We start from the raw sequence: 16,280 nt of genomic DNA, 5'->3' as shown, positions 1-16,280 counted from the left end.
GTTGCGGGCGTCAGTCGCGGTGCGCGGCCGCTTCCCAGTTGATGTCGACGCAGAGCACCTGCATCCCGCCAGCGACGGGCGCGGCGATCGACGCGGTTACGCACAGGTGCGCCTCGTTGATCGACAGGTAGGGCGGCGTCAGGTGCACGCGGCCCGGCGTGCGCATCGCGTGGATGAAGTACGGGCGGCGCTCCCAGCTCGCGCCTTCGGAGTGCAGCAGCGGGCGAAAGCGCTTCGCGCGTTGCGACACGCTGCCGCGCGCGAGCACGTTGTCGCCGATCTGCCGCCCGGACGCGTCGAGCAGGAAGCAGCGCGCGGTCTCGGGCAGGCCGAGCACCGTGGCGGCCGCGTCGACGAGCGTGTCGCCCGCGCCGAGCTTCGTGCCGGCCTCCTCGAGCGCGGCGACGTACGGCGCGAGCCGCGTCGCCTGCGAGCGCTCGCGTTCCGCGACGCGCAGGCGCAGCGCGGCCGACAGCGTATCCATGCAGCCCGCCGCGGCCTGCGGCTGCACCGGCTCGACGCTCGGGCCCGCGAAATACTGGCCCTGCACGAAATCGACGTCGCATTCGAGCGCGATCAGCGCGTCGCGCTCGGTCGCGAGGCCGCCCATCAGCACGAGCTGGCCGGATTCGTGCAGCAGCGACACGAGCCCCGGCAGCACCCGTTCGAGATGCGAATGCTCGCTCGCCTGCGCGAGGATGCCGCGGTCGAGCGTGACGATGTCGGGATGCAGGTGCCAGACGCGGTCGATGTTCGAATGCTTCGCGCCGAAGCCGCCGAGCGCGATCAGGAAGCCGGCCTTGCGCAGGCCGTCGACGATCGCCGCATAGCGCGGCGTCTCGCCGCCCGCCTGCTCGGGCACCTCGAGCACCACGCGGTGCGGCGGCAGGCCGAGCGCCTTCAGGTTCGCGAGCAGCGCGTCGCCGTAGACGGTGTCCATCAGCGCAGCGGGATGCAGGCTCAGGAAGAGCCATTCGTCGTGGCTGTCGAACGCATGGAAGTTGCCGAGGTGCAGCGATTCGGCGAGCCGGCCGAGCTCGAGCAGGTCGCCGCGCCGCGCGGCCTGCGTGAAGACCTCGTGCGACGCGACCTGGCGGCTTTCCTCGTCGTGCGCGCGCAGCGACGCGTGATAGCCGATCGCGCGCCGGTGCGACACGGAAAACACCGGCTGGAACACGCTGAAGACGGTATAGCCGCCGTACAGCACGGTGCGCCGGTTGCCGTCGTCGCCGGCGACGGGGCGGGGCGGCTGAAAGCCGGGGGGATCGATGTCGATCATGCTCATCATGATGTCGGCCGGGGGAGGCTGCCAGTTTACCTACAGAATAGGCGAGCAAGAAGCGTGCGCAATCGCGCGGCCGGTGCGGCCCGCTGACGCGGTGCGAACGCGGGCATCGGCCGGGCCGGTTGCACCGTTGTGGTGCGCCGCATGCCGGTGCGCCGTCCGAACCGGGGCGCGCCGGCCCGCGTCATGCGCGCTCGGACGGATCGGTCTTGCGTGCGGCGCCGCGGATCTCCGGCGCGAGCTGCGCGAAGATCCACGCCGACCCCGCGGTGATCACGCCGACGCAGATGAAGGTCGCGTGGAACGCGGGCAGCGTGTTGCTCGGCGTCACGGTGCGCAGCATCCCGGTGAAGGTCGCGAGCAGCGCGCCCGCAACCGTCACGCCGAGGCTCATCGACAGCATCTGCACGAGCGAGAACAGGCTGTTGCCGCTGCTCGCGCCGCCGGTGCCGAGATCCTTCAGCGTCAGCGTGTTCATCGCGGTGAACTGCATCGAGTTGAAGCCGCCGAACAGCGCGAGCTGCGCGACCTTGAGCCACACGGGCATCGAATCGTGCATCAGCGCGAAGCTTGCCATCATCGCGCCGACCATGACCGTGTTCGCGAGCAGCACGTTGCGGTAGCCGTGCTTCATGATGAGGCGCGTGATGAGGCGCTTCGAGGACATCCCGGCCGCCGCGACCGGCAGCATCATCAGGCCCGCCTCGAACGCGGTGTAGCCGAGGCTCACCTGCAGCAGCAGCGGGATCAGGTACGGCATCGCGCCGCTGCCGATCCGCGCGAACAGGTTGCCGAGCAGGCCGACGCTGAACGTGTGGATCCGGAACAGCTCGAGCGAGAAGATCGGCTGCGGGGCGCGCACCGCGTACAGCCCGTAGGCGACGAAGCACGCGAGGCTCAGGATCAGCAGCACGAGCACGGCCGCATGCTGCATGCCGAGGTCGGCGAGCCCGTCGAGCGACAGCGAGATCGCGACCATGCCGATCGTCAGCAGCAGATAACCCTTCAGGTCGAAGCGGCCGACGGCCGGATTGCGCGCGTCGGGCATCGAATACCAAGTCGCGATGCAGCCCGCGACGCCCACCGGCACGTTGATCAGGAAGATCCAGTGCCACGACGCGACCTTCACGAGCCAGCCGCCGAGCGTCGGGCCGATCAGCGGGCCGATCAGGCCCGGAATCGCGACGAACGACAGCGCCGGCAGGTAGCGCTCGGCCGGGAACGTGCGCAGCACCGCGAGCCGTCCGACCGGCAGCAGCATCGCGCCGCCGATCCCCTGCACGACGCGGAACGCGACGAGCTGCGGCAGCGTATGCGCGTTCGCGCACAGCAGCGAGCCCAGCGAAAAGACCAGGATCGCGCTGAAGAACACCCGCCGCGTGCCCAGCGTATCGGCGAGCCAGCCGGACACCGGGATCATCACCGCCATCGTCAGCGAATACGCGATCACGACCGACTGCATCCGCAGCGGCGATTCGCCGAGGCTCGCCGCCATCGACGGCAGCGCGGTGTTGACGATCGTCGCGTCGAGCGTCTGCATGAAGAAGCCCGTCGCGACGAGCCAGAGCATCACGGTGAGGTTCTTTTCGCCGGCGGCGGCGGCGGTCGGGCGTTGAAACATGGGCGGCGGGCGAACGTTGAAACGTGGGCACGCGGGCGGCGCCGCGTGAACGCAGGACAGCCGACATTGTAGGGAAAGCCGCTGCGCCGCGCAGTTTCGACCCCGTGCCAGCGGGCCGCCCGATGGACCGGTACAGTTCAGCCGAAAGTGTCTGCGGGCGTATCTGTGAGCGTGCTGCTGCTGTCCGGATACTGGACGGGTGCGATCGACCACGACCGGGAGCGGGCCATGCGTGAACTGCGACTCTACGAACTGGATGCCGACGAGCCTGCCGTGTGTTGGCGGCTGGTCCGCCGCAGCGTGCTGCGCGCCACGGCGGGCGAAGTGTGGCTGACGATCGAGGGCGAGCCCGCCGACCACTGGCTGCGGCCCGGCGACAGGCTTGCGCTCGGGCCCGGCGCGCAAATCTGGGTCAGCGCCGGATCGCGCGGGGCGCGCTTCACGCTGAGCCGCGCGGATGAGCGGGCGGCGCCGTTCGCCGCGGCGCTGCGGCAGCGTCTGGCCGCGTGGCGCGGGCGCCGCCGTCAGGCCGGCGCGTCGCTGCCGACGTAGCGTGCGCGCGGCCGGATCAGCTTGCCGTCCGCGTACTGTTCGAGTGCGTGCGCGATCCAGCCGGCCGTGCGGCCGGCCGCGAACAGCGTGAACGCGGCGCCGTCGGGCAGCGCGAGCGCGCGTTCCAGCGCCGCGAGCGCGTAGTCGATCGTCGGGCGCTGCCCGGTTGCCGCTTCGACGCGCGCGGCGAGCGCGAGCGCCGCGCGCAGCGCGGGGCGGTCCGGCACCGCGGCCTGCAGTGCGCCGAGCAGCGCCTGCGCGCGCGGGTCGCCGGCCGGATAGAGCGGATGGCCGAAGCCGGACAGCGCCGCGCGGCCGCCGGCCGCGCGTTCGTCGTGCGCGAGGCGGAACGCCAGATAGCGGTCCGGGTCGGCGGCGCGAGCCGCTTCGTCGAGCAGCGTGCCGGCCCGGAACGTCTCGCCGCCGTGGCGCGGGCCGGCCAGCGCCGCGAGTCCGCCCGCGATCGCGCCGAACAGGTGGCTGCCGGTCGACGCGATGCAGCGCACCGCGAACGTCGACGGGTTCAGTTCGTGATCCGCGCACAGCACGAGCGCCCGGCGCAGCAGGTCGGCCTCGCCGCGTCCGCGCACCTGCCACGCGTCGGCGAGCTGGCGATGCAGCGGCGCGTCGCCGGGCGCGATGCCCGCGAGCGCGGCGGTCGCGACGCGCAGCAGCAGGGCGGCGGTATCGAGCTGCGCGTCGCGCCCCTGCGCCAGGATGCGCGGGATCGACGCGGCCGCGGCCGGCAGCAGCACGAGCGTGCGCTCGAGCGGCGCGAGATGCGCCCACGGGCGCGCCCAGTCCTGCCACTGCGCGGCGTCGAAGCCGCCGGTCGCGGCGGGTGCTGCGGCAAGCCGCGCGGGCGGGCAGTCCCAGAGCAGCGCGGCAGTGGCTTCGAGCGTCGCATCGGCGGCGAGCACGGTCGCGTCGGCGCCGCGATAGAACAGGCGGCCGTCGGCGATCTGCGTGATGCGCGATTCGAGCACCGGCACGCCCCAGTCGAGCGAGCGTTCGGCGACGCCGCCCGCGCGCTTCGCATCGGCGCGGCGGCGCGCGAGCAGGCGTACTTCGTTCGCGTCGTAGCGGCGGCGCTTGCTGTCGCCGTCGGGCAGCGAGCGCAGCAGGCCGCGGCTCACGTACGCATAGAGGGTGCTCACGCTGACACCCAGTACGTCGGCGGCTTCGGGGGCGCTGAGAGACGTCACGCGGATCGCTCCTGGTCGATCGTGATGGCGGGAGGCGCGATCAAGGTTGATCGTGCCTGCGGCGAATTCTAGACTCAATTCGACATTCCCTTCCGCGAGGCGACCGATCATGACGCCCAGGCTCGCGTTGACGCATCTCTGGCAGCTCGCGCACGGCGAGCCCGGCGCGCTCGCGCGCGTGGCGATCGACGGGCAGGATCCGGCGCTGCCGTCGGCGTTCCATGTCGGCACGCTGGCCGCGGCGTCGATCGCGGCGGCCGGGCTGGCGGCCGCCGAGTGCCATCGGCTTCGCACGGGCGTCGCGCAGCGCGTCGACGTGTCGGTGCGCGACGCGCTCGTCGCGTTTCGCAGCGAACGCTACCTGCGCGTCGACGACGGGCCGCCGCCCGAGCTGCGCCATCCGGTGACGGGTTTCTACGAGACGCGCGATGCGCGCTGGATCCAGCTGCACGCGAACTTCCCGCATCACCTGCGCGGGATACTCGGCGTGCTCGGCTGCGGCGAGCGCCGGGCGGAAGTCGCGGCGGCGATCCGCACGCGGGACGGCGCGCCGCTCGACGCCGCACTCGCGGACGCGGGCCTGTGCGCGGCGCTGATCAGAACACCTGACGAATGGGCGGCGCACGAGCAGGCGCGCGCGCTCGCGGCGCTGCCACTGTTCGAGATCGAACGCATCGGCGACGCGCCGGTGCAGGCGCTCGGCGGCGCCGACGCGAGCCGGCCGCTCGCGGGCGTGCGCGTGCTCGATCTCACGCGCATCATTGCGGGCCCGGTCGCCGGCCGCACGCTCGCGTCGCATGGCGCGCAGGTGCTGCTCGTCAATGGCCCGCATCTGCCGAACATCGCGCCGCTCGTGATCGACAACGGGCGTGGCAAGCGGTCCGCGTGGCTCGATCTGCGCGACACCGCGGGCGTCGACGCGCTGCAGCGGCTCGCGCGGCAGGCGGACGTGTTCATCGACGCGTACCGTCCCGGCGCGCTTGCGTTGCGCGGCTTTTCGCCGGACGCGCTGGCGGCGCTGCGGCCGGGCATCGTGTGCGTGTCGATTTCCGCGTACGGGCACGCGGGGCCATGGTCGCGGCGGCGCGGCTTCGACAGCCTCGTGCAGTCCGCGAGCGGGATCGCATGGCGCGAGCGGCAGGCGGCCCACGCGGACGCGCCGCGTCACCTGCCGTGCCAGGCGCTCGATCATGCGACCGGCTATCTCGCGGCGTTCGGCGCGATGATCGCGCTGGCGCGCCGCGCGCGCGAAGGCGGCAGCTGGCAGGTGCGGCTGTCGCTCGCGCAGACGGGCCGCTGGCTGCAGTCGTTCGGCCTCGTGCCGGACGGCGCGCATGCGCCCGAGATCACGCCCGACGACGTAGGCGACCGGCTCGACCGGATCGTGTCGCCGTTCGGCGTCGTCGATGCGGTGCGCCCGGCGGAACGGCTGTCGGCGACGCCGCCGTTCTTCGCATTGCCGCCCGTGCCGCTCGGCGCGGACGAAGCGCGCTGGATCGAATAGGGGCCGCTCGTGTGACGTTGCGGATTACTTGCGCAGCTCGACGACGAAGTCGTAGTAGTCGTTGCGGCAGTAGGTGTCGGTCAGCTCGATTGCGCGCTGGTCGGCCGTGTAGCCGATCCGCGTGATCAGCAGCAGCGCGTCGTGCGGCGCGATGCCCATCTGCCGCGCGATCTCGTCGGTCGCGTTGACCGCGCGGAAGTGCTGCAGCGCGCGCACGATCGGCGTGCCGCGCGCTTCGAGGTAGCTGTACAGCGAATCGCCGATCGCCTGCGGATCGGGGATCAGCGTCGCGGGAAACGTCGAGTTCTCGACGGCCATCACGATGCCGTCGGCGAGGCGCAGACGTTTCAACCGTGTAACCGACGCGGCCGGCGACAGCCCGAGCTGGATCACTTCGTCGCGGCTCGCGGGCTGGATCTCGCGTGAGAGCCACTGCGAACTCGGCTTGAAGCCGCGCCGTTCGAGCATTTCGCTGAAGCTCGACAGGCGCGACAGCGGATCCTCGTAGCGCAACTGGATGAAATTGCCCGCGCCTTGCGTGCGCCGGATCAGCCCCTGTTCGACGAGCAGCGCGATCGCCTTGCGCGCGGTGATGCGCGACACGCCGAGCGCATCCGACAGCACGCGTTCGGACGGCAGCGCCTCGCCGGCTCTCCAGCGGTTGTCGTGAATCGCGTCGCCGAGCTTGCGGGCGAGCTGCAGATAGAGCGGGGTATCGTTGTCGGGGTCCGGGCGCAGGTCCTGCCAGCGGTCGTCCGTCGTTGACTTCATGGAATGGGTATCGATCAGGTTGCGGCCATTCTAAGTCATCATGCGGCGGCGTTATAGCCGGTTTTTGCCGCACGGCGCTCGCGCGCCGCGCCGAATGGCTACACTGATGCGTCGCATTCCGTACCACCGACGCCGCGCGCGGCCACGAATTTGCACGGAGTAACGCATGACGGACACGATTGCCACGGTCGTCCTGCCCGACGGCGAGACGATCCCGAAGCTGGGGCAGGGGACGTGGGAGATGGGCGAGCGCGCGTCCCGGCGCGCGGGCGAGATCGCCGCGCTGCGCGAGGGTATCGCGCTCGGCATGGCGTTGATCGACACCGCCGAGATGTACGGCGACGGCGCGACCGAGGAGCTCGTCGGCGACGCGCTGGACGGCTTGCGCGACGACGTGTTTCTCGTCAGCAAGGCGTATCCGCATCATGCGAGCCGCCGGGGCGTCGTGGCCGCGTGCGAAGCGAGCCTCAAGCGCCTGCGCACCGATCGCATCGATCTCTATCTGCTGCACTGGCGCGGCTCGGTGCCGCTCGAGGAGACGGTCGAGGGCTTCGACGCGCTACGCCGCGCCGGCAAGATTCGCCACTGGGGCGTGAGCAACTTCGATACGGCCGACATGCAGGCGCTCGTCGACGAGGCGGGCGGCGCGGCGTGCGCGACCAATCAGATCCTTTACAACATCGCGCGGCGCGGGCCGGAGTTCGATCTGCTGCCGTGGCTCGCGGCGCGCCGGATCCCGGCGATGGCGTACAGCCCGGTCGATCATGCGCGTCTGCCGAAACACTCGCCGCTCGACGAAATCGCCCGCGTGCGCGGCGTGTCGGTGACGCGTGTCGCGCTGGCCTGGGTGCTCGCGCAGCCCGGCGTGTTCGCGATCCCGAAGGCGGCGCGGATCGAGCACGTGCGAGACAACCGCGCCGCGCTCGATCTCGTGTTGAGCGATGACGAGCGCGCACAGCTGGACGCGTACTTTCGTCCGCCGCGCAGCAAGCGCGCGCTCGAAATGCTCTGACCACGATGGCGCCGGACGGCACCGCCGATCAGTGGCCGTGGCTGCCCGACCCGCCATTGCCATGGCCGCCGCCGTTGCCGTGACCGCCGTTGCCATTACCGACGCCGTTGGCGCCACCGTTGCCGCCGCCGCCACTGCCGTTGCCATTGCCGTTGCCGCCACCGTTGCCGTGGCCGCCGTTGCCATGACCGCCAACGCCGCCGCCGGCGCCACCATGACCGCCGCCGTTGCCGCCGCCGTTGCCGCCGCCGTTGCCGCCGCCGTTGCCGCCACCGTTGCCGCCGCCGTTGCCGCCGCCGTTGCCGCCGCCGCCGCCACCGCCACCGCCACCGCCACCGCCACCGCCACCGCCACCGCCACCGCCACCGCCACCGCCACCGCCACCGCCGCCGCCGCCGCCACCGCCACCGCCGCCACCGTGACCGCCGCCACCGCCGCCACCGCCACCGTGACCACCATGACCACCGCCGCCCGAAGTGCCGCCACCCGAGGTACCGCCGCCCGAAGTGCCGCCGCCCGAAGTGCCGCCACCCGAAGTACCGCCACCCGAACCACCGCCACCGGATCCGCCGCTGTTAGATGCATTGCCCGTAGAGTTGCCGCCGCTGCGACCGTTACCGGTCGCGCCACCCGCAGTCGAGCCTGTCGTTCCGCCGACACTTGCGGGCCCGACGGTGCCGTTTCCGTTACTCCCGCTGCTGCCGCTTCCGCTGCCCGGGCCGGCACCGGCACCACTGCCGGCGCCACCATTGCCGCCGACACCGCCGCTGGCGTACTTGCCTGGCGCGCATGCAGCCGGATCGACGGCGCATCCGGCCGCGTGCCCGGCAACGGGCACCGTGACGTCCTCGCCGCCGATTGCCATGGGCGCGGCGTCGGGCATCGCATTCTGCGCGACCGGCGATGGCGCGGTGAAGGGTGGGGCGTCGTCGCCCGACTGTCCGGCGACGGGTCCGATGGAAGTTGCGTCCTGCGCGACGGCATATGAGCCGCAGCAGCAAGCGAACGCGGCCGCGGCCAGCAAGGTCGCGCGGTAGCACCGTCCCGCGGCGCGGAACGGCTGTTTGGTCTTGTGCATCATTGGTCTCCCAAAGCGCGCGATGCCTCGTCGCCGCGCGACTGTGTGCGTGTAGTGCCCGGGAGCCGGAGATGCGTTGTGGTTTCAGCGGCCGATTCGGTCCGGGCCGGCGCGTGGCGTCGGTCTGGAACATCGATCGGCACGCGGGCCCGCCGTGCGCAGCCCTATCTGCGAGATTCGTGCCATTGGCCGGTCACGCCCGTGCCGCAAGGCGCGCGCGTTGTGCAAGACGGAGCCTGAAAGGTCGGGGAGGAGGTTTTGTTTCCGGAATGAAACGTCTGGAGGAAGGTCAGCGCGCCGGCGCGTCGGCCGCGCGCTGCCAGCGGTGGAACAGGATCGACGCAATCCAGCAGATCAGGAACAGCGCGACGATCCCGTATCCGAGCGCGCCGAACCGCTCGCCGACCGCGTCGAGCGCATCGCGCACGGGGCCCGTCAGCGCGAGCTTGTCCGCGAGCAGCCCCGCGGCCTCGATGCCGCCGATCGCAAGCGCGACGGCCGCCGAGACGAACGTGATGCTCGCGTTGTACAGGAGCTTGCGCTGCGGATCGTCCATCGCCCAGCCGTACGCGTGGATCATCAGCACGTTGTCGGTCGAGTCGATCAGCGTCATGCCGGCCATGAACAGCGCGGGAAACAGCAGGATCGCGTAGAGGGGCAGGCCCTGGCTCGCCTGCGCGGCGGCGATCGCGAGCAGGCCGATTTCAGTTGCAGTATCGAAACCGAGTCCGAACAGCACGCCGACCGGATACATGTGCCAGCTCTTCGTGACGAACCGGAACAGCGGACGCAGCAGGCGCGCGATGACGCCGGCCCTGCGATGCGTGTGCGCGGCGTCGGCGCCGCCCGATCCGCCGTCGCGATAGCGCCGCCACACGTCGCACAGGATCGCGAGGTTCACGCACGCGAGCACGAGCAGGAACGTCGCGGACACCGCGGTGCCGATCGTGCCGCCGATGTCGCGCAACGCATCGAAGCGCTCGCGCAGCGCGAACGCGGTCAGCGCGACGCCGAGCGTCGCGGCGACCACGATCGTCGAGTGGCCGAGCGAGAAGAACAGGCCGACCGTCAGCGGACGCCGGCCTTCCTGCATCAGCTTGCGCGTCGCGACGTCGATCGCGGCGATGTGATCGGCGTCGACCGCGTGGCGCAACCCGAGCCCGTACGCGATCGCGGCCGTGCCGAGCAGCAGCGGCCGCTCGCGCAGCGCCGCGAGCGCCCATAGCCAGACGGCCGCATTGGCGGCGAGCAAGCCCGCATAGAGCATCAGCAGGCGGCGCAGGGCAGGGGTGGGCGGCATCGGCGTCGATTCGTCGGATGGATTGCAGCGGATTGTGGCACGGGCAAAAAAGCGCTGCGGCCCGGTCAAAAATCCTGCGCCGCGTTCTCCGGTCATCTTCGATGAACACAAAAAAAGCCCGTCCGCGAACGGACGGGCCGGATGGACTTCAGGTGCAGCCTTGGCCGACGTTACCGCGTGTCGGTGCGCTTCGCGTTGATCACCGCATCCGACACGTTCGCCGGCGTCTCCGCATAGTGCTTGAACTCCATCGTGTACGTGGCGCGACCCTGGGTCGCTGAACGCAGCGACGTCGAGTAGCCGAACATCTCGGCGAGCGGCACCTCGGCGCGCACAAGCTTGCCGCCGCCGCCCGCGATGTCCTCCATGCCCTGCACGATGCCGCGCCGGCTCGACAGGTCGCCCATCACGTTGCCCATGAAGTCCTCGGGCGTCTCGACCTCGACCGCCATCATCGGCTCGAGCAGCACCGGCTTCGCGCGACGCATCGCTTCCTTGAACGCCATCGAGCCGGCCATGCGGAACGCGTTTTCGTTCGAGTCGACGTCGTGGTACGAGCCGAACGTCAGGTGCACCTTCACGTCGACGACCGGGTAGCCCGCGAGCACGCCGCTCTTCAGCGTCTCCTCGATGCCCTTGTTGACCGCCGGGATGAACTCGCGCGGAATCACGCCGCCCTTGATCTCGTCGAGGAATTCATAGCCCTTGCCGGGGTTCGGCTCGAGCTTGATCACCGCGTGGCCGTACTGGCCGCGGCCGCCCGACTGCTTGACGAACTTGCCCTCGACGTCGTCGGCGGTGGTGCGCACCGTCTCGCGATACGCGACCTGCGGCTTGCCGACCGTCGCCTCGACGCCGAACTCGCGCTTCATCCGGTCGACGATGATCTCGAGGTGGAGCTCGCCCATCCCGGAGATGATCGTCTGGCCCGACTCTTCGTCGGTCTGCACGCGGAACGACGGGTCTTCCTGCGCGAGGCGGTTCAGCGCGAGGCCCATCTTTTCCTGGTCGGCCTTGGTCTTCGGCTCGACCGCCTGCGAGATCACCGGCTCCGGGAATTCCATCTTCTCGAGGATGATCGGCTTGCCCGGGTCGCACAGCGTGTCGCCCGTCGTCGCTTCCTTCAGGCCGACCGCGGCCGCGATGTCGCCCGCGCGCACTTCCTTGATTTCCTTGCGCTCGTTCGCGTGCATCTGCAGGATCCGGCCGAGCCGTTCCTTCTTGTCCTTGGTCGGGTTCAGCACCGTGTCGCCCGACTCGACGACGCCCGAATACACGCGGAAGAAGATCAGCTGGCCCACGAACGGGTCCGTCATGATCTTGAACGCGAGCGCGGAGAACGGCTCGTCGTCGCTCGGATGACGTTCCGCTTCCTTGTCGTCGAGCGTATGGCCGAGGATCGCGGGCACGTCGACCGGCGACGGCAGGTAGTCGATCACCGCGTCGAGCATCGCCTGCACGCCCTTGTTCTTGAACGCGCTGCCGCACAGCATCGGCACGATCTCGTTGGCGATCGTGCGCTTGCGCAGCGCGGCCTTGATCTCGTCCTCGGTCAGCGAGTTGTGGTCGGTCAGGTACTTCTCGAGCAGTTCCTCGCTGGCTTCGGCGGCGGCCTCGACCATCTTCTCGCGCCACTCGTGCGCGATGTCGACGAGGTTCGCCGGGATGTCCTCGTAGGCGAACTTCACGCCCTGGCTGTCGTCGTCCCAGACGATCGCCTTCATCTTGACGAGATCGACGACGCCCTGGAAATGGTCCTCCGCGCCGATCGGAATCTGGATCGGCACGGCAACGCCCTTCAGGCGCTCGCCGATCTGCCGCTGCACGCGGAAGAAGTCGGCGCCGACGCGGTCCATCTTGTTGACGAACGCGATGCGCGGCACCTTGTACTTGTTCGCCTGGCGCCACACGGTTTCCGACTGCGGCTGCACGCCGCCGACGGAGTCGTAGACCATGCACGCGCCGTCGAGCACGCGCATCGAACGCTCCACTTCGATCGTGAAGTCGACGTGCCCGGGGGTGTCGATGATGTTGATCCGGTGTTCCGGATAATTGCCGGCCATGCCCTTCCAGAACGCGGTCGTCGCGGCCGACGTGATCGTGATGCCGCGTTCCTGCTCCTGCTCCATCCAGTCCATCGTGGCCGCGCCGTCGTGCACTTCGCCGATCTTGTGGCTCACGCCGGTATAGAACAGGATGCGTTCGGTAGTCGTGGTTTTGCCGGCATCGATGTGAGCGCTGATCCCGATGTTGCGATAGCGCTCGATGGGGGTTTTGCGGGGCACGTGAACCTCCAGTGGTTCGGGTCGTAAGCCGGCCGGCGGCGCCGGACCGGGGGAATCGATTGAAATTTAAAGCATAGCGCTTGCGTGTGGCTTTTGCAGATGCGGGCCGCATGGCCGGAATCAAGCGGGCGCCGCGCGAAAAAAAAGCCGGCGCGCGCGAGGCGGCCGGCCGGCATGCATGGGGTCGCGCCGCGCGCGTCACTGCGGCTTCGGCAGCCCGTCGAGCTTCATGCCGGGCTTGATGCCCTTCGCCGCGAACCAGCCCTTGCTCATCTCGAGCGCATAGACGCCGTTGTTGCGCGGGCAGTGGTTGCTGGTCGTCTCGGCCTGCATCTCGTCGATGTCGGTAATCGTGCCGTCCGCGCGGATGAAGGCGATCGACAGCGGGATCAGCGTGTTCTTCATCCAGAAGCAGTGCACCGCGTTCTCGTTGAACACGAACAGCATCCCTTCGTTCGGCGCGAGCTGCGAGCGGTACATCAGCCCCTGTTCGCGGTCGGCGTCGTTGGCCGCGACGGCCGCGTCGATCACGTACATGCCGGCGCGCAGCTTCGCGCGCGGAAACTCGCTCGGCTGCTTGGCGCCGGGCGGCATCTGCGCGACGGCGGTTTGCATGCCGAGCGCGGCGACGCCGAACGCGACGGGAAACATGGCGGCGCGCGCAAGGCGGCCGAGCGACGAGCGCAGGGAGAATCGCACAGCAGGGCTCCTTTCGGGAAAACGAGACCCGCATGGTACGCGAAGCGCACACGCGGGCACACAAAAGAAAAAGGCAGATCGCCTTGCGGTGACCTGCCTTTCAACGCCGTAAGAACGGCAACTGCTGGTTCTTGACTGCGTTATTTTTACAGCTTGCTTACTTAGTTCGAAGCAGCAGCCGGGGCTTCAGCGGCGCTAGCAGCAGCCTTCTTCGAAGCGTGGTGCTTCTTTGCGTGGTGCTTCTTTGCAGCCTTCTTCGCCGGTGCCGAAGCAGCTTCTGCCTTTTCTGCTGCCGGAGCTGCCGGAGCAGCTGCCGGTGCCGAAGCTTGTGCGAAAGCTGCCGTTGCGAAGAGGCCAGCGACCAGAGCGGCGATCAGTTTGTTCATGTTGTGTTCCTCAGCTTTAGTTAATTAACCAAATGACCCGGCATAGGAGTCATGTCGTCTAACGGTGCCATCCACCTTTCGGTTGACAGACGCTCCAAGAAATTTCTCTTTGCGCTGCGGGCGCCGAATCGCATTCGAAAAAACGTCGTTTGCACGACGCAAAGCGGCTCGGACGCCAATGCCGGATAGCTCTGGGTGGCATCTGCGTCGTTTAACGCACGATCTTCGCAGGTGGTTGACGAAAAAAATCACGCGTCACGCAAATGTCATTCGGTGCGCGCGTAACCGTCCCACGGCGCACGCGGCGGCAGGGTGATTGTTTCTCTCGGCGCAATGCCGAGCGCAAATATATCCAGTGAACCGATGCCGACCCGCACGAGGCGCAGCGTCGGAAAGCCGACCGCCGCCGTCATCCGGCGCACCTGGCGGTTCTTGCCTTCGGTGATCGCGAGCTCGATCCAGGTGGTCGGGATCGCGGCGCGGTAACGGATCGGCGGATTGCGCGGCCACAGCGCGTCGGGCGGCTCGATGAATTCGGCGCGGCACGCGCGCGTCACGTAGTCGCCGAGATCGACGCCGCGCGCGAGCGCCTTCAGGTCGGCCGGCCCCGGCGCGCCTTCGACCTGCGCCCAGTAGCGCTTGACGAGCTTGTGGCGCGGCTCGGCGATGCGGGCCTGCAGCGCGCCGTCGTCGGTGAGCAGCAGCAGGCCTTCGCTGTCCGCGTCGAGCCGGCCGGCCGCGTAGACGCCGGGCGTCTTGACCCAGTCGCCGAGCGACGGTCGCGTTTCGTGCGCGGAAAACTGGCAAATCGTACCGAACGGCTTGTTGAGGGCGATCAAGGTCATGGCAGGGACGCGCGCCCGGCGCGACGGTGCGCGCCGGGCGGTCTATGGCAAATGGCGGAATCTTAATGCATAATACGGAACGCCAAGTCATCTGTCTTATATAAGACATAAGGGGAGACTTGATACGCAGCGCCGCGCATCGCGCCGCCGCGCCCGAATCGGGCGCTAGAATAGCGGCTCGCTGCGGCAGTCACGGGGGTGCCCTTGATGCGCGCCCCGGCGCACGCAGCTTCGACCAGAATCACCTGCTCAGCCACGTCACTGGAGTCGATCATGCCGTATCAGCACATCAAGGTTCCGGACGGCGGTGACAAGATCACCGTCAACCAGGATTACACGCTCAACGTTTCCGACCAGCCGATCATTCCGTACATCGAAGGCGACGGCACGGGCTTCGACATCACGCCGGTCATGATCAAGGTCGTCGACGCCGCGGTCGAACGGGCGTACAAGGGCAAGCGCAAGATCCACTGGATGGAGATCTACGCGGGCGAGAAGGCGACGAAGGTCTACGGCCCGGACGTGTGGCTGCCGGACGAGACGCTGCAGGTGCTGAAGGAATACGTGGTGTCGATCAAGGGGCCGCTGACGACCCCGGTCGGCGGCGGCATCCGCTCGCTGAACGTCGCGCTGCGCCAGGAGCTCGACCTGTACGTGTGCCTGCGCCCGGTCCAGTACTTCAAGGGCGTGCCGTCGCCGGTGCGCGAGCCGCAAAAGATCGACATGGTGATCTTCCGCGAGAACTCGGAAGACATCTACGCGGGCATCGAATGGGCGGCCGGCTCGGAGCAGGCGAAGAAGGTCATCCAGTTCCTGCAGGACGAGATGGGCGTGAAGAAGATCCGCTTCCCGGAAACCTCGGGGATCGGCGTCAAGCCCGTGTCGACGGAAGGCACCGAGCGGCTCGTGCGCAAGGCGATCCAGTACGCGATCGACAACGACCGCAAGTCGGTCACGCTGGTGCACAAGGGCAACATCATGAAGTTCACGGAAGGCCTGTTCCGTGACGCCGGCTACGCGCTCGCGCAGAAGGAGTTCGGCGGCGAGCTGATCGACGGCGGCCCGTGGATGCGCGTGAAGAACCCGAAGACGGGCGGCGAGATCGTCATCAAGGACTCGATCGCCGACGCGTTCCTGCAGCAGATCCTGCTGCGCCCGGCCGAATACGACGTGATCGCGACGCTGAACCTGAACGGCGACTACATCTCCGACGCGCTGGCCGCGCAGGTCGGCGGCATCGGCATCGCGCCGGGCGCGAACCTGTCGGATTCGGTCGCGATGTTCGAGGCGACCCACGGCACCGCGCCGAAGTACGCGGGCAAGGATTACGTGAACCCCGGTTCCGAGATCCTGTCGGCCGAAATGATGCTGCGCCATCTCGGCTGGACCGAGGCGGCCGACACCATCATCGCCGCGATGGAAAAGTCGATTCAGCAGAAGCGCGTCACGTACGACTTCGCGCGCCTGATGGAAGGCGCGACGCAGGTGTCGTGCTCGGGCTTCGGTGAAGTGCTGATCGAGAACATGTAAGTCCCTCCGGGGTGTGCCGGCGCATGGCCGGCCGCCCCGGCGCCCACTGCCGGCGCCGGGGCGTTTCGTGGATGGCAGGTTTGGCAGGGCGCTCCGGTGCCCGGAAACGCGACGCCGCGTCGCGGCCCGCGTGCCCTGCAAGGTAGAACATGACGGCCCTCGCAATACCCGCGCCCGGTTGACCGCGCGCTTTCTCTTACGCGACCG

The 16,280-nt window shown here is 69.1% G+C and carries 15 protein-coding genes; 5 read left to right on the top strand and 10 right to left on the bottom strand.

The window, feature by feature from the left end; translation table 11 throughout:
* Nucleotides 1-10: 10 nt before the first annotated feature.
* Together KY49_RS18980 and mdtD are read right to left on the bottom strand one after the other, a co-directional pair.
* A complete protein-coding gene (locus KY49_RS18980) occupies nucleotides 11-1,285 on the bottom strand; it encodes an EAL domain-containing protein (RefSeq protein WP_042586138.1) in 1,275 nt (424 codons plus the stop codon).
* 184 nt (nucleotides 1,286-1,469) lie between these two features.
* Nucleotides 1,470-2,906 (bottom strand): multidrug transporter subunit MdtD, encoded by a 1,437-nt coding sequence (gene mdtD, locus KY49_RS18975; RefSeq protein ID WP_042586137.1) that lies wholly within the window; start codon nucleotides 2,904-2,906, stop codon nucleotides 1,470-1,472.
* A 165-nt stretch (nucleotides 2,907-3,071) separates the two neighbouring features.
* Here mdtD and KY49_RS18970 point away from each other — a divergent pair, with 165 nt between their 5' ends.
* Nucleotides 3,072-3,458, top strand: a complete 387-nt coding sequence (locus KY49_RS18970; protein ID WP_331456558.1) for a DUF2917 domain-containing protein — start codon at nucleotides 3,072-3,074, stop codon at nucleotides 3,456-3,458.
* Here KY49_RS18970 and KY49_RS18965 read toward each other — a convergent pair.
* Nucleotides 3,431-4,663 carry a citrate/2-methylcitrate synthase gene (locus tag KY49_RS18965; protein WP_042586136.1) on the bottom strand — a complete coding sequence of 411 codons (1,233 nt, stop codon included), beginning with the start codon at nucleotides 4,661-4,663 and terminating at the stop codon, nucleotides 3,431-3,433. The two genes, KY49_RS18970 and KY49_RS18965, sit on opposite strands and share 28 nt — an antisense overlap.
* Nucleotides 4,664-4,772: 109 nt before the next feature.
* Here KY49_RS18965 and KY49_RS18960 point away from each other — a divergent pair, with 109 nt between their 5' ends.
* Entirely contained in the window at nucleotides 4,773-6,167 is a 1,395-nt protein-coding gene (locus KY49_RS18960; RefSeq protein WP_042586135.1) for a CoA transferase, read from the top strand.
* A 24-nt stretch (nucleotides 6,168-6,191) separates the two neighbouring features.
* On the opposite strand, the gene KY49_RS18955 is transcribed toward KY49_RS18960, so the two are convergent.
* Entirely contained in the window at nucleotides 6,192-6,938 is a 747-nt protein-coding gene (locus tag KY49_RS18955; RefSeq protein ID WP_042586134.1) for a GntR family transcriptional regulator, read from the bottom strand.
* A 166-nt stretch (nucleotides 6,939-7,104) separates the two neighbouring features.
* Here KY49_RS18955 and KY49_RS18950 point away from each other — a divergent pair, with 166 nt between their 5' ends.
* Complete coding sequence (locus tag KY49_RS18950) at nucleotides 7,105-7,950, top strand: aldo/keto reductase (protein WP_042586133.1); 846 nt, start codon at nucleotides 7,105-7,107, stop codon at nucleotides 7,948-7,950.
* Nucleotides 7,951-7,987: 37 nt separating this feature from the next.
* A complete protein-coding gene (locus KY49_RS39155; protein ID WP_197083590.1) occupies nucleotides 7,988-8,938 on the top strand; it encodes a hypothetical protein in 951 nt (316 codons plus the stop codon).
* Nucleotides 8,939-9,317: 379 nt separating this feature from the next.
* Here KY49_RS39155 and KY49_RS18940 read toward each other — a convergent pair whose 3' ends face one another.
* From KY49_RS18940 to KY49_RS18920, 6 genes are all read right to left on the bottom strand, one after another.
* Complete coding sequence (locus tag KY49_RS18940; RefSeq protein WP_042586132.1) at nucleotides 9,318-10,328, bottom strand: HoxN/HupN/NixA family nickel/cobalt transporter; 1,011 nt, start codon at nucleotides 10,326-10,328, stop codon at nucleotides 9,318-9,320.
* 170 nt (nucleotides 10,329-10,498) lie between these two features.
* Entirely contained in the window at nucleotides 10,499-12,613 is a 2,115-nt protein-coding gene (fusA, locus tag KY49_RS18935) for an elongation factor G (protein ID WP_042586131.1), read from the bottom strand.
* A 198-nt stretch (nucleotides 12,614-12,811) separates the two neighbouring features.
* Nucleotides 12,812-13,312, bottom strand: a complete 501-nt coding sequence (locus KY49_RS18930; protein WP_042586130.1) for a DUF192 domain-containing protein — start codon at nucleotides 13,310-13,312, stop codon at nucleotides 12,812-12,814.
* Nucleotides 13,313-13,473: 161 nt separating this feature from the next.
* Complete coding sequence (locus KY49_RS35865; RefSeq protein WP_071733224.1) at nucleotides 13,474-13,698, bottom strand: hypothetical protein; 225 nt, start codon at nucleotides 13,696-13,698, stop codon at nucleotides 13,474-13,476.
* Nucleotides 13,699-13,964: 266 nt separating this feature from the next.
* Nucleotides 13,965-14,543 carry a pseudouridine synthase gene (locus KY49_RS18925; protein ID WP_042586129.1) on the bottom strand — a complete coding sequence of 193 codons (579 nt, stop codon included), beginning with the start codon at nucleotides 14,541-14,543 and terminating at the stop codon, nucleotides 13,965-13,967.
* Between the two features lie 62 nt (nucleotides 14,544-14,605).
* On the bottom strand, nucleotides 14,606-14,818 hold the full coding sequence (locus KY49_RS18920) for a hypothetical protein (RefSeq protein ID WP_042586128.1): 213 nt from the start codon (nucleotides 14,816-14,818) through the stop codon (nucleotides 14,606-14,608).
* Here KY49_RS18920 and icd point away from each other — a divergent pair.
* On the top strand, nucleotides 14,817-16,073 hold the full coding sequence (icd, locus tag KY49_RS18915) for an NADP-dependent isocitrate dehydrogenase (protein ID WP_010090922.1): 1,257 nt from the start codon (nucleotides 14,817-14,819) through the stop codon (nucleotides 16,071-16,073). The genes KY49_RS18920 and icd overlap by 2 nt on opposite strands.
* The last annotated feature ends 207 nt before the right edge of the window (nucleotides 16,074-16,280 follow it).

Origin of the sequence: Burkholderia sp. MSHR3999, from assembly GCF_000833595.1 — a bacterium.
Lineage (GTDB): Bacteria > Pseudomonadota > Gammaproteobacteria > Burkholderiales > Burkholderiaceae > Burkholderia > Burkholderia ubonensis.
The sequence above is the reverse complement of the archived record's forward strand: the minus strand, read 5'-3'. Positions and strand labels throughout refer to the sequence as shown.

Coding starts and splice junctions, on each gene's coding strand:
- KY49_RS18925 (WP_042586129.1), bottom strand. CDS start 14,543: ATGACCTTGATCGCCCTCAACAAGCCGTTCGGTACGATTTGCCAGTTT.
- KY49_RS18955 (WP_042586134.1), bottom strand. CDS start 6,938: ATGAAGTCAACGACGGACGACCGCTGGCAGGACCTGCGCCCGGACCCC.
- KY49_RS18980 (WP_042586138.1), bottom strand. CDS start 1,285: ATGAGCATGATCGACATCGATCCCCCCGGCTTTCAGCCGCCCCGCCCC.
- KY49_RS18960 (WP_042586135.1), top strand. CDS start 4,773: ATGACGCCCAGGCTCGCGTTGACGCATCTCTGGCAGCTCGCGCACGGC.
- icd (WP_010090922.1), top strand. CDS start 14,817: ATGCCGTATCAGCACATCAAGGTTCCGGACGGCGGTGACAAGATCACC.
- KY49_RS18920 (WP_042586128.1), bottom strand. CDS start 14,818: ATGATCGACTCCAGTGACGTGGCTGAGCAGGTGATTCTGGTCGAAGCT.
- mdtD (WP_042586137.1), bottom strand. CDS start 2,906: ATGTTTCAACGCCCGACCGCCGCCGCCGCCGGCGAAAAGAACCTCACC.
- KY49_RS35865 (WP_071733224.1), bottom strand. CDS start 13,698: ATGAACAAACTGATCGCCGCTCTGGTCGCTGGCCTCTTCGCAACGGCA.
- KY49_RS18940 (WP_042586132.1), bottom strand. CDS start 10,328: ATGCCGCCCACCCCTGCCCTGCGCCGCCTGCTGATGCTCTATGCGGGC.
- KY49_RS18950 (WP_042586133.1), top strand. CDS start 7,105: ATGACGGACACGATTGCCACGGTCGTCCTGCCCGACGGCGAGACGATC.